This is a genomic window from Streptomyces sp. NPDC058663 (assembly GCF_042716745.1).
In the GTDB taxonomy this organism is placed as follows: Bacteria; Actinomycetota; Actinomycetes; order Streptomycetales; family Streptomycetaceae; genus Streptomyces.
Genome location: NZ_JBHXRV010000014.1, coordinates 147,758 through 160,198 on the forward strand (window position 1 = coordinate 147,758; position 12,441 = coordinate 160,198).

Annotated in this window: 11 protein-coding genes and 1 pseudogene; 8 read left to right on the forward strand and 4 right to left on the reverse strand. The window is 73.5% G+C overall.

Features of this window, described 5'->3' with window-relative positions:
• Positions 1 to 69 precede the first annotated feature (69 nt).
• A complete protein-coding gene (locus ACFWVV_RS13270) occupies positions 70 to 690 on the forward strand; it encodes a 1,4-alpha-glucan branching protein (RefSeq protein WP_384358378.1) in 621 nt (206 codons plus the stop codon).
• A 67-nt stretch (positions 691 to 757) separates the two neighbouring features.
• Here the strand turns inward: ACFWVV_RS13270 and ACFWVV_RS13275 are convergent, their stop codons facing one another.
• Together ACFWVV_RS13275 and ACFWVV_RS13280 are read right to left on the reverse strand one after the other, a co-directional pair.
• Positions 758 to 1,363 (reverse strand): response regulator, encoded by a 606-nt coding sequence (locus ACFWVV_RS13275; protein ID WP_384358380.1) that lies wholly within the window; start codon positions 1,361 to 1,363, stop codon positions 758 to 760.
• Positions 1,360 to 2,667, reverse strand: coding sequence for a sensor histidine kinase (locus tag ACFWVV_RS13280; RefSeq protein ID WP_384358398.1), 1,308 nt, complete (start codon positions 2,665 to 2,667; stop codon positions 1,360 to 1,362). Before ACFWVV_RS13280 ends, ACFWVV_RS13275 begins: the two co-directional genes overlap by 4 nt.
• Before the next feature lie 381 nt (positions 2,668 to 3,048).
• Between ACFWVV_RS13280 and ACFWVV_RS13285 the strand changes: the two genes are divergently transcribed.
• From ACFWVV_RS13285 to ACFWVV_RS13295, 3 genes are all read left to right on the forward strand, one after another.
• Positions 3,049 to 3,903 (forward strand): MaoC/PaaZ C-terminal domain-containing protein, encoded by an 855-nt coding sequence (locus ACFWVV_RS13285; protein WP_384358382.1) that lies wholly within the window; start codon positions 3,049 to 3,051, stop codon positions 3,901 to 3,903.
• A 72-nt stretch (positions 3,904 to 3,975) separates the two neighbouring features.
• Positions 3,976 to 5,052: a Zn-dependent alcohol dehydrogenase gene (locus ACFWVV_RS13290; RefSeq protein WP_384358384.1), complete on the forward strand. Its 1,077-nt coding sequence runs from the start codon at positions 3,976 to 3,978 to the stop codon at positions 5,050 to 5,052.
• An 83-nt stretch (positions 5,053 to 5,135) separates the two neighbouring features.
• Positions 5,136 to 6,080, forward strand: a complete 945-nt coding sequence (locus ACFWVV_RS13295; protein ID WP_384358386.1) for a 3-oxoacyl-ACP reductase — start codon at positions 5,136 to 5,138, stop codon at positions 6,078 to 6,080.
• A gap of 85 nt (positions 6,081 to 6,165) precedes the next feature.
• On the opposite strand, the gene ACFWVV_RS13300 is transcribed toward ACFWVV_RS13295, so the two are convergent.
• Positions 6,166 to 6,321 (reverse strand): hypothetical protein, encoded by a 156-nt coding sequence (locus ACFWVV_RS13300; protein WP_384358388.1) that lies wholly within the window; start codon positions 6,319 to 6,321, stop codon positions 6,166 to 6,168.
• A 480-nt stretch (positions 6,322 to 6,801) separates the two neighbouring features.
• Positions 6,802 to 8,025 (reverse strand): annotated as a pseudogene (locus ACFWVV_RS13305) (hypothetical protein); the annotation flags it as partial.
• A 242-nt stretch (positions 8,026 to 8,267) separates the two neighbouring features.
• On the opposite strand from ACFWVV_RS13305, the gene ACFWVV_RS13310 reads away from it, so the two are divergent.
• From ACFWVV_RS13310 to ACFWVV_RS13325, 4 genes are all read left to right on the forward strand, one after another.
• Entirely contained in the window at positions 8,268 to 9,320 is a 1,053-nt protein-coding gene (locus tag ACFWVV_RS13310) for an ABC transporter substrate-binding protein (protein ID WP_384358390.1), read from the forward strand.
• A 108-nt stretch (positions 9,321 to 9,428) separates the two neighbouring features.
• A complete protein-coding gene (locus ACFWVV_RS13315; RefSeq protein ID WP_384358392.1) occupies positions 9,429 to 10,319 on the forward strand; it encodes a Nif3-like dinuclear metal center hexameric protein in 891 nt (296 codons plus the stop codon).
• Positions 10,316 to 11,059, forward strand: coding sequence for a zinc ribbon domain-containing protein (locus tag ACFWVV_RS13320; protein ID WP_384358400.1), 744 nt, complete (start codon positions 10,316 to 10,318; stop codon positions 11,057 to 11,059). The genes ACFWVV_RS13315 and ACFWVV_RS13320 overlap by 4 nt, the downstream gene beginning before the upstream one ends.
• Positions 11,060 to 11,065: 6 nt before the next feature.
• Complete coding sequence (locus tag ACFWVV_RS13325; RefSeq protein ID WP_384358394.1) at positions 11,066 to 12,367, forward strand: bifunctional RNase H/acid phosphatase; 1,302 nt, start codon at positions 11,066 to 11,068, stop codon at positions 12,365 to 12,367.
• The last annotated feature ends 74 nt before the right edge of the window (positions 12,368 to 12,441 follow it).

Below are 12,441 nucleotides of genomic sequence, written 5' to 3' on the forward strand. Positions count from 1 at the left end.
GGAGTTGCACGCGGATGGCAGAGTGGGCGTGTCCGTACCGCCCGCGAGTCACCGAGGAGCACACCCGGCATGGCGCTCATCCACCAGACCACCCTCAAGCCGACCAAGCTGGAGCTGCTCTCGGCCTGGCTGCCCACCCGGCCCTGGTACCGGGGGGCCACCGCGCCCGAGCTGACCCCGGCGCGCGGTTTCCGGCTCGACGACCCGGCGGGCGAGGTGGGCATCGAGTTCCATCTGGTCGCCGCGGGCACCACCGTCCACCTGGTCCCCGTGACGTACCGGGGCGCACCCCTGCCCGGAGCTCCGGAGCACGCCTTCCTCGGCACCATCGAGCACGGCGAACTGGGCACGCGCTGGGTGTACGACGCGGCCTACGACCCGGTCGCCGTCGCCCAGCTGATCGCCGCAGTCGAGGGCAGGGCGGAGATCCAGGACCAGAGCGTCAGCCACACCCCCGCCGAGGGTTTCACCCGGACGTACGCGGGTGAAGGCCCGCTGGACGCGACGGACTTCACCACCTCCGAGTCGGCGGAGGGCACCGAGGTGCGGCTGGCCTCGGGTGCGGTGCTCCGGCTCCACCGCGGCCAGCCCGCCGCGCTTCCCGAGGACGCCCTCGGCCACCTCCTCGGGCCGCTGGCGCTGCCGGACGGCACGGCGCTGGACACCGTCTTCGCCACGCTGCACGCCTGACGGGCAGGGGCAGGGGCAGCGGCAGGGGCAGGGGCAGCGGCAGCGGCAGGGGTGGCCTGCGCGGAGCTCAGAGCCACCCCTGCTGCCGTGCGGCGCGCACCGCCTCCATCCGGTTGCGGGTGCCCGTCTTGCCGATGGCGGAGGAGAGGTAGTTGCGGACGGTCGACTCCGACAGGTGCACCCTGGCCGCGATGTCGGCGACCGTCGCACCGTCCGCCGCCGCGTTCAGCACGTCGCGCTCACGGGCCGTCAGCGGGCTCGGGCCCGAGCTGAGGGCGGCGACCGCGAGCGCAGGGTCGATGACTCTCTCGCCGCTGAGCACGCGGCGGATCGAGGCGGCGAGCTCCTCCACGGGACCGTCCTTGACCAGGAAGCCCACCGCCCCCGCGTCCATCGCCCGGCGCAGATAGCCGGGGCGGCCGAAGGTGGTGAGGATCATGACCCGGCAGTCGGGTGCCTCGGTGCGCAGCAGGGCGGCAGCGTCCAGGCCGCTCATGCCGGGCAGTTCGATGTCCAGCAGGGCCACGTCGGGACGCGACAGGAGGGCGGCGTCCACGATTGCGTCGCCCGCCGCCACCTGCGCGACAACCTCGATGTCCTCCTCCAGGCCGAGCAGGAGGGCGAGGGCGCCGCGCATCATGCCTTGGTCCTCGGCGAGGAGAACTCGGATCATCGGGTCAGCTCCAGCTGTGTGTCGACCGGCAGTTCGGCCTTCACCAGGAAGCCGCCGCGCGGTCCCGGGCCCGCAGTGAGGGAGCCACCTGCGGCCGCGAGGCGTTCGGTGAGGCCCGTGAGGCCCGTGCCGGCGCGGACAGCGGCGGGGGCCGGGGTGCCGGCCGGGTCGGCGGCCGGGGTGGCGGCGTCCGTCCTGGATCCGTCCTGCCCGGATCGTACGCCGGGCCCGTCGTCCTCGATCTCCAGCAGCACCCGATCGGTGCCGCCCGTCACCGTGAGGGTGCAGCGGCGGGCGCCCTCACCGTGCCGTACGACGTTGGTGACGGCCTCCCGGACCACCCAGCCCAGCAGGGATGCCGGCTGGGGCTCCAGGGGCGGGCCCGACTGCCGTACGACCGGTTCGATCCCGGCGGCGGTCAGAGCCGAGCGGGCGCCGTCCAGTTCGGTGGTGAGGCTGCCCTCGCGGTAGCCGGTGACCGCCTCGCGGATCTCGGTGAGGGCCTGGCGGCCGACCGACTCGATGTCGTCGACCTGGGCGAGCGCCGCTTCGAGGCTGCGGGGCGCCAGCCGCCGGGCGGCCTCGGACTTCACGACGATCACGGACAGGGTGTGGCCGAGCAGGTCGTGCAGATCGCGGGAGAAGCGCAGCCGTTCCTTCTCCACGGCGCTGCGGGCCAGCTCCTGGCGGGTCTCGCGGAGCTCCTTGACCGTCTCGGCGAGGGAGAGGATGGCGGAGGTGACCAGTCCGGACAGCAGCGTCCCGTACGCGACGTTGACCGCGCCCCAGCCGTCCCGCGCCCAGGCGACCGCACCGGCCACCACCGCCAGCAGGAGCATCGCCCTGACCACCTTCGGGCCGCGCAGCACCGTCCCGGTGGCCAGGCCCAGCAGTGGCCAGAAGAGCAGCCAGGGGCCGCCGTACCAGCCGGAGACGAAACCGGTCATCAGGCCGAGCGCGGCGAGGGCGAACCGGGTGCTGCGCGCCTCCCGCTTCTCCCGGTCGAAGGCCCTGAACACCACATAGATGTAGAGGGAGTTGAAGGCCAGGAGGAATCCGCCGCCGAGCCAGGGGTTGTCGGCCCTGCCTTGGAAGAGATGCGAGAAGGCGCCCATCCCCATGAGCAGCCAGGGCAGCAGGGCGAAGCCGTTGGGCGGGCCCATGCTCTCGGGGTGGTGGGCTTCGGGGTCGGCGGCGGGCCGCGGCCTGCTCCGCCATCCGCGGGCCAGCCGGCTCTCCCGCGTCCGGTCCTTCCGCGTCCGGTCTTCCCGCTCCCGGTCTTCCCGCGTCCGGTCCTCCCGCACTTGGGTTTCCCGCTCCCGGTTGTTCCGCGCTGCGCGCACCTCTGCTCCTGGTCCGCCGCCGGCGGGATTCTCGGGCGTCCTGTTCACGCCGGAAACGCTACGGAGCTGCACCGTCGCGCGCCAGGGAGGTGTGTACCCGGCCGGGCGGTACGAATGTCACGGGTGGCCGCACAGGGTACCGGGACGCGCCCGGAGCACATACCTGACGGACCGTCACGCACCGTCTTCCCAACTCGGCGGCGGTGCGTTATACATGGGGGCCATCGGCCTAGAACGCGTTCTAGAAGCAGGCGCGTACCGGGCCGGTCCCGTACGACCCCGGCGCGGCCGACGGTGCGGACGGCCGCGCCGGGGTCTCCCCGTCCAAGGAGCTTTGCGCCCATGCCCATTGATGCAGCGAAGGCACTCGCCGCCGAACCCCGGACGTCCCGCCTGGGCTGGGGCCACAAGGACGTCCAGCTCTACCACCTGGGACTCGGCGCGGGCGTCCCCGCCACCGACCCGGGCGAGCTGCGCTACACCCTGGAAAGCAGGCTGCACGTCCTGCCCAGTTTCGCCACCGTCGCGGGCGCGGGCCTGGCCATGGCGGGCGGGCTCACCGCACCCGGCATCGAGGTCGACCTCGCCGCCGTGCTGCACGGCGGGCAGCACCTCACCGTCCACCGGCCGCTCCCCGTCAGCGGGGAAGCCACCCAGACCTCCCGTGTCAGCGCCGTCCACGACAAGGGCAAGGCGGCCGTGATCGTGCTGCGCTCCGAGGCGGCGGACGCGGAGGGCCCGCTGTGGACCAGCGACTCCTCGATCTTCGTGCGCGGCGAGGGCGGCTTCGGCGGTGAGAGGGGTCCTTCGCAGCGCCTCGAAGTGCCCGACAGTACACCGGAGTTCACTGTCGAACGGCCCGTCCGCGAGGAGCAGGCGCTGCTCTACCGGCTGTCCGGCGACTGGAATCCGCTGCACGCCGACCCCGAGTTCGCCGCGCTGGCGGGCTTCGAGCGGCCCATCCTGCACGGGCTCTGTTCGTACGGGATGGCACTGAAGGCAGTCGTCGACACCGTGCTGGGCGGCGAGGTCACCCGGGTGACCTCGTACGGCACCCGGTTCGCCGGCGTCGTCTTCCCCGGCGAGACGCTCCGTATCCGCATGTGGACCCGGGCCGGCCGTACCCAGCTGACGGTGACGGCGGCCGAGCGGGACGACGCGCCCGTCCTCGCGGACACCGTCGTCGAGCACGCGTAGACCGGGCTCCCGCAGCCCAGCACCGCTTCACCCGCGCAAGAAGAATCCGCACCTCGTGAGGGGAGTCATGCCATGCGCGCAGCCGTACTGCACGAGACAGGCCAGGACAAGCTCGAAGTCCACGACGACATCGAAGCGACCGGCTTCGGCCCCGGCAAGGTCCGGATCCGGGTCCGGGCCACCGGCCTCTGCCACTCCGACCTCTCCGCGATGAGCGGGGTGCTCCCGCAGCCCGCCCCCTTCGTCCCCGGCCACGAGGGCGCGGGTGAGATCACCGAGGTGGGCGACGGGGTCACCGGACTCGCGGCGGGGGACCGGGTGCTGGTCTGCTGGCTGCCCGCCTGCCGCACGTGCGCCGCGTGCAGGCGCGGCCAGACACATCTGTGCCTCGCCGGGTTCATGAACGCGGGCACCCCCAACTTCGCGCGCGCGGGCGGCGACGTCTTCGGCTTCGCCGGGACGGGCACCTTCGCCGAGGAGGTCGTGGTCGACGCGGGGTGCGCGGTGCCGATCCCCGACGACGTGCCGTTCGAGATCGCCGCGCTGATCGGCTGCGGGGTCACCACCGGACTGGGCGCGGCCATCAACACCGCACAGGTGGAAGCCGGTTCGTCGGTCGCCGTGATCGGCTGCGGCGGGGTGGGGATCTCCGCGATCCAGGGCGCCCGGGTGCAGGGGGCGGCCCAGATCGTCGCCGTCGACCCGGTCGCCTCCCGGCGCGAGGCCGCCCTGCGCTTCGGCGCCACCGAGGCACTGGCGCCCGACGCGCTCGCCGACGCCACCCAGCGGATCACCGCGGGCGAGGGCTTCGACTACGTCTTCGAGGTCGTCGGCAAGTCCGCCACCGCGCGCGTCGCCTACGGGGCGACGCGGCGCGGCGGCACCCTGTGCGTGGTGGGCGCGGGCGCGATGGACGACCAGTTCCAGCTCAACATGTTCGAGCTGTTCTTCGACGAGAAGCGGATCCTGCCCTCCATGTACGGCGGCGGCGACGTGCTGCGTTCCTACGAGCGGGCCGTCGCGCTGTGGCGGGCGGGCCGCATCGACCTCGAATCGATGATCACCCACCGGGTGCAACTGGGCGAGATCAACGAGGCGTTGGAGCAGATGCGCTCCGGAGTGGCGCTGCGCACCTCGATCGCCCTCTGAGCAGCTTGCCCGCTTGCCCGACTGCTCACCCGCTTGCCCGCCCGCCCGGCCCGTCCGATCTCTCCGCCGCGAAGGAGTCGTCCATGTCCCTGCCGCTCGAAGGACTGTCCGCGATCGTCACCGGAGCCGGGCGCGGCCTCGGGCGCGCCGAAGCACTGGAACTGGCCCGGCTCGGCGCGTCCGTGGTCGTCAACGACTTCGGGCAGCCCGGCCGGGACGGCTCGGGCGCCGCGTCCGCCGCCCCCGCCGAATCGGTGGCCGCGGAGATCCGTGCGGCGGGCGGCCGGGCGGTCGCCCACCTGGGCGACGTCGCCGACTTCGGCCGGGCCGGTGAACTGGTCGCGCTCGCCGTGGCCGAGTTCGGCAAGCTGGACGTCCTCGTCAACAACGCCGGCATCCTGCGCGACCGGATGGTCTTCTCCATGAGCGAGGAGGAGTGGGACACCGTCATCCGCGTCCACCTCAAGGGCCACTTCAACACCACCCACTTCGCCGCCGCGCACTGGCGCGCACGCGCGAAGGCGGCGGGAGGACCGGTCTACGGCCGGATCGTCAACACCTCCTCCGAGGCGTACCTCGCGGGTTCGGCGGGCCAGCCGAACTATGCGGCGGCCAAGGGCGGCATCGTCGGCCTCACCACCTCCACCGCGCTCGCCCTGGCCAAGTACGGCGTCACCGCCAACGCCATCTGCCCGCGCGCCCGCACCCGGATGACCGAGGACGTCTTCGCGGGCTTCCAGGAGCCGTCCGCCCCCGGCCTGCTCGACCCGCTCTCCCCGGAGCACGTCGCCCCGCTGGTCGGCTACCTGGCCTCGCCGGCCGCGGCCCGAGCCAACGGGCAGCTGCTCGTGGTGCACGGAGGGACGGTCGCCGTGATGGAACGACCCAAGGTGGCCGCCAAGTTCGACACGGCCAAGGACGTCTTCTCGTACGAGGAACTCCACGAGGCACTCGGCGGCTTCTTCGCGGACCGGCCCGCGGGGGAGACCTTCGGGGCGGCGGAGGTGCTGGCGCTGAAGAAGGGGTGACACACGCGAGCGGTACGTGCGGCGGGGCCGGTACCGGGAGGTGCGCCCTCCTGGTACCGGCCCCGCCCTCGTGCGTGCGCCGCGCCTACGCGTCGCGCCTGTGCCGTCCCTGCGCCGGAGCCGTCGGCTCCTCCTGCGGTGCCGCGTCGCCCCGGTGCTTGCCGGAGCCGACCGGCCCGCGCTGCGTCGGTACCGTGGTCTGCGGTCCCGCCGGAGCCAGGTCGGTGAGGGTTTCGGACATGTGGGAAGTCACCCCGTCAACAAATCGCTTACATACGTACGCCCGGGTCCGCCTGCCCCCGGGCCCGCGATTCTAATCGTCCGTCCCCGGCCCGGTCAGGTGGGTTGTTTCCCCGGCGGGCACGGTGGGTGCGGGCACCGGAACCCGGACCGGGAAGCCCGTACGCACCATCTCGGGGGCGGCCGCGTGGGCCGTCGGCCGGGACGCAACGGGCCCGGCAGCGGGGGCGGGGGTGGAGGCGGACGGTATCGGACCGGGTCGGGCAGGGGGAGCCGCCGCGACCCGGGCGAAGACCGGGGCCGGGACCGAGTCCTGCGCGGTGGTCGGCGCGACCCGTGCGAAGGCCGGAGCCGGGGCGGACTCGTGCCCGGGGGCCGCCGCGACCCGGGTGAAAACCGGAGGCGCAGGGTGAACCGGGGCGGGCGCGGGCGAAGGCGCGGGGTCCGGTTCCGCGGGGCACGACCGGGCGCCGATCCGGTGCAGCCTTCCGGGCAGCGTCGCCTGTTGCAGGGGGACGGGCCGCCAGGCCGCCGGACCCCGGCCCCGGGCCGTGCTCCCGTCGGGCGGCGCCCCGCCGGAGGACGCCCCACCGGAGGGCGCCCCACCGGAGGACGCCCCACTGGGCGCCGTCCCCCGTCCGTCGGCGCCCCGTATCCGCTCCTGCGCCCCGGCCTCCGCCGGTTCCGGCACGCGCACCTCCGCGACCCCGCACGGCACCTCGGGCGTCGCGCACGGCAGCCGCAGGACACCCTCCCGGGTCCACAGCCCGCAACCCGCCAACCAGCCCAGGGGGGCGGCCAGTTGGTGCAGCCTGCCGTCGGCGGGGCGCCACGTCCCCAGCCAGCTCGCCGCGGGCACCGCGGGCTGCGCCGCCCTGTCGATCCGTACCGCCACCGCACACGACTCCGGCATCAGCACCTGCCCCGGCTGGGCCGCGAACGGGGTCACCGTACAGGCGCCCACGCGCAGGGACTCCGGGAAGCGGACCGGGCGGGTGCTGCCCAGCACACCCCAGCCCAGCCGGTCCTCGCCGGGGGCGTCCGACCGGATCACGAGCAGCCCGCTGTCCGGGTCGGCGAGCAACAGCCGGTCGTTGCTCCCCTCCGCGATCTGGAGCAGCGGGGTCACCTCGCCGCCCCGCTCCAGGTCCACGGCGACGGACTTCACCGCGCCGCCCTCCGTCTCCCGGTCCAGCGCGAGCATCCGCCCCACGCGGTCCAGCCACACCCCGCCCGTGCAGCGGCCCGGTACCTCGGCCACGTGCTCGGGCCCGAAGGCACCGCCCGCGACCAGCCACAGCGCCGACGAGTGCGCGCCGAGGGCCAGCGCGTACGCCCTGCCGCCGCCCGGGGCGGGGGGCAGCAGAGTGAGCGTCCCGCCGCACTCGACCGAGCCCAGCGACAGCTCGCCCGTGTCCGGGCCCGTCGGGTAGAGCAGCGAGAAGTGGTGCCGCCCGTTCGCCTCGCGGTGGATCAGCACCCGCCCGTCGGCCAGCGGCAGCACCTCGGTGCCCGGCTCCTCGGGCTGGCCCGCGGGGAGCGGCACCGCGTACGGCTCGGGACCGTCCAGCGTCCACCGCTCCGGGAACCACGCCTCCGGGCCCCCGGCCAGGCGCGCGGCGTACGAACCGTCCGCGGCGATCGTGAACCCGGGGCGCCGCACCGCACCGCCTCCGGGGGCGGTCTCGATGGCACAGGCAGTCATTGATCCGTCACCTCCGCCCGCGACGCTAGTTTTCGGCTTTGACGCCGGACAACACGAGTCACCTCTCTTCACACATAAGGGTGGCCGTCCGGTCGTTCCAGCGAAAAGGGCGGGGCGGGTGTGCTCGGGGAGGCCGACGGGGGGACGTAAGGTTAGGGTCACCTAAGTGTTTGTGGGCTGGTGCGGAGGTTCGTGCGAGCCCCGCGCAAGCCCCCGTTCGTTGTCCGGAAGCGAGTCCTCCCATGTCGTCGTCCCCCCTCCGCCGCGGCACTGCCGCCGTCGCTCTGGCGGTCACCGCCGCGCTCGCCCTGTCCGCCTGCGGAGGCGGCGACTCCGGGAACGCGGGTGAGAAGAAGTCCGACGGCGGCAAGTCCGTCGCCCAGGGCGGCAAGGACTTCGCCGGCGCCGCGCAGAAGACGGCCGCGCTCGGCACGGACGCCAAGCCGGGCCAGTTCCCCCGCACCCTCACCCACGCCATGGGGAAGACCGAGCTGAAGAGCGCGCCCAAGCGGGTCGTCGTGCTCGACGTCGGCGAGCTGGACAACGTCGTGTCGCTCGGCATGGAGCCGGTCGGCTGGGCACCCGCCGAGGGCTCGCAGGCGCTGCCCGAGTACCTGAAGAAGAAGGGCGCCGGAGCCCCGAAGAACGTGGGCACCGTCAACAGCCTCAACCTCGAAGCGATCGAGGCGCTCAAGCCCGACCTCATCCTGGGCAGCCGGCTGCGGGCGGAGAAGCAGTACAAGGTGCTCTCCGGGATCGCCCCGACCGTCTTCTCCATCCGCCCCGGCTTCACCTGGAAGGAGAACCTCAAGCTGAACGCGGCCGCCCTCGACAAGAGCGCAGAGGCCGACGCCCAGCTCGCCGCGTACGAGAAGAAGGCCAAGCAGCTCGGCGCCGACGTCGCCGCCGCGCACGGCGGCAAGAAGCCGACGATCACCATGCTGCGCTACCTGCCGGAGAAGACCCGGCTGTACGCCAAGGCGTCCTTCATCGGCACCATCCTCGACGACGCCGGTCTGCCCCGCCCCAAGAACCAGCAGGTGAACGACCTCGCCGCGGAGGTCAGCCCGGAGAAGATCGACGAGGCGGCGGCCGACTGGATCTTCACCGGTGTGTACGGAGACGCCAAGGCGACCAAGCGCGACAAGGCCGAGGCCAACCCGCTCTGGAACAAGCTGGACGCCGTGAAGAAGGGCCAGGCCAAGGACGTGCCCGACGAGACGTGGTACCTGGGTCTGGGCACGGCCGCCGCCGACGAGGTCCTCGCCGACCTCCGCGGCTTCCTCGTCAAGTAGCCCGCCTCCCGTCACTGCTTCCCCCGCCGATGGGGGACCAGTGGCGGTCACCGGGGGGAAACCAGTGGCCAGGCGGACGGGGCACGGACGGCAGGTAGCCTTGCCTCCGTGCCCCGTCTGTCTGAAGTCATCGCCGCCCTCGACGCCCTCTGGCCCCCCGAGCGGGCCGAGAGCTGGGACGCGGTCGGTACGGTCTGTGGCGATCCGGACACCGAGGTGGACCGGGTCCTGTTCGCCGTCGACCCCGTCCAGGAGATCGCCGACGAGGCGGTGGAGCTGGGCGCCGGCCTGGTCGTCACCCACCACCCGCTCTATCTGCGCGGGACGACGACGGTCGCGGCCACGCACTTCAAGGGCCGCGTGGTGCACACCCTCATCAGGAACGACATCGCCCTGCACATCGCGCACACCAACGCCGACACTGCCGACCCCGGCGTCTCCGACGCCCTGGCCGCCGCCCTCGACCTGCGCGTCACCGGCCCGTTGGTGCCCGATCCCGGCGATCCGCACGGGCGCCGCGGGCTCGGCAGGATCTGTGAGCTCGACCACCCCGAGAGCGTGCGTGACTTCGCCGCACGCGCAGCCCGCAGGCTGCCCCACGCCGCGCAGGGCATCCGCTTCGCCGGCGACCCGGACGCCACCGTCCGTACCGTCGCCGTCAGCGGCGGCTCGGGCGACAGCCTCTTCGAGCAGGTCAGGGCGGCGGGCGTGGACGCGTTCCTGACCGCCGACCTGCGCCACCACCCCGTCTCCGAGGCCCGCGAGAGCGCGGGCACCCCCGCGCTGATCGACGCCGCGCACTGGGCCACCGAGTGGCCCTGGTGCGAGCAGGCCGCCGCACAGCTCGAAACGATCTCCGACCGGGAGGGATGGAACCTGCGGGTCCATGTCTCGCGGACGGTCACCGACCCCTGGACTTCCCAGCTCTCCTCGGAGTCTCCCTCCGGGTCCGCCGCCGACTTCTCCTCACCCTTCTCTTCTCCTGGAGCCCCCAACTGAACGCCGCGCCCGCCGACCAGATCCGACTTCTCGACGTCCAGTCCCTCGACGTACGGCTGTCGCAGCTCGCCCACAAGCGCGAGTCGCTGCCCGAGCACGCCGAGATCGAGACGCTCACCAAGGACCTCACCCAGCTGCGCGACCTGCTCGTCGCCGCCACGACCGAGGAGTCCGACACCGCCCGCGAGCAGACCAAGGCCGAGCAGGACGTCGACCAGGTCCGCCAGCGCGCCACCCGCAACCAGCAGCGGCTCGACTCCGGGGCGATCAGCTCGCCGAAGGACCTGGAGAACCTCCAGAAGGAGATCGTTTCGCTGGCCAAGCGCCAGGGAGACCTGGAGGACGTGGTCCTGGAGGTCATGGAGCGCCGCGAGTCCGCACAGGAGCGCGCCGCCGAACTGACCGCCCGCGTCGAGTCCGTCCAGGCCAAGACCGACGACGCGATCGCGCGCCGCGACGCCGCCACCGCCGAACTCGACGCGGAGGCCGCCAAGGTCACCAAGGAGCGCGAGGTCGTGGTGGGTTCGGTCCCCGCCGACCTGGTCAAGCTGTACGAGAAGCTGCGCACGCAGTCCGGCGGGGTCGGTGCAGCCCGGCTGTACCAGCGCCGCTGCGAGGGCTGCCAGCTGGAGCTCAACATCACCGAGGTGATGGAGGTCCGTGCCGCCGCCCCTGACACGGTGCTGCGCTGCGAGAACTGCCGCCGCATCCTGGTCCGTACCTCCGACTCGGGGCTGTAGGCCACGATGACGGCGCAGACCGTACGCAGCCTCGTGGTGGAGGCGGACGGCGGCTCCCGGGGCAACCCGGGGCCCGCCGGTTACGGCGCGGTCGTACTCGACCCGGAGACCGGGGAGACGCTGGCCGAGGCCGCCGAGTACATCGGCGTCGCCACGAACAACGTCGCCGAGTACAAGGGCCTGATCGCCGGACTGAAGGCGGCCAGGGACCTGTTCCCGGACGCCCGGGTGCACGTGCGGATGGACTCCAAGCTGGTCGTCGAGCAGATGTCGGGCCGCTGGAAGATCAAGCACCCCGACATGAAGCCGCTCGCCGCCGAGGCGGCGACGATCCTGCCGCGCACGCAGGTGCGGTACGAGTGGATTCCGCGCGAGAAGAACAAGCACGCGGACCGGCTCGCGAACGAGGCGATGGACGCGGGCAAGAAGGGAAGGCAGTGGGAGCCCTCGGGGTCCTTCGTGCCTCCTGCGCGGGGTGGCGCGGCTGATTCCGCCGCTGTGGCCGGGCCGCCCCGGGTGGTCGGCGACGCGGCCGCCGGTGCCGCGCGGGCGCGCGCCGCGCTGGCCGGGGCGCGGAGCGCCGCCCCCGCCGACGAGGGCCTGTTCCCGCTGGAGGAGGCGCCCGCCACGGTTGCTGACGCTGCCCCGGCCCCGTCCGTGGGGTGGGGAGCCACCGCCGATCTGGGCGAGCCCGCCACCCTCGTGCTGCTGCGGCACGGCGAGACCCTGCTCACGCCCGAGAAGCGCTTCTCCGGCAGCGGCGGGTCCGATCCGATGCTCTCCGCGGTCGGCCGCAAGCAGGCCGAGGCGGTCGCCGCCGCGCTCGCCGCACGCGGCGGCGTCCACGCGATCGTCAGCTCCCCGCTGCTGCGCTGCCGTGAGACGGCGGACGCGGTGGCCCGCCGCCTGGGACTGCCCGTGCAGGTCGAGGAAGACCTGCGGGAGACGGACTTCGGCGCCTGGGAGGGGCTGACGTTCGGCGAGGTCAAGGAGCGGTACGCCGAGGACCTGGACGACTGGCTGGAGTCGCCTGACGCGGCCCCGACCGGCGGCGGCGAGAGCTTCGCCGTGGTGGCCGACCGGGTCGCGGCGGCCAGGGACCGGCTGACCGGGAAGTACGCGGGCCGGACCGTGCTGGTGGTCACGCACGTCACCCCCGTCAAGACGCTGGTGCGGCTCGCTCTCGGGGCCCCGCCCCAGGCGCTGTTCCGGATGGAGCTGTCGGCGGCCTCGCTGTCGGCTGTCGCCTACTACGCGGACGGCAACGCCTCGGTGCGGCTGCTGAACGACACCTCGCACCTGCGCTGACACCGGCAGCGGAGCCCCGGTCCGCACTCCCTCACGGAGTGCGGACCGGGGGGACGGCCGGTACGGACCGAAGG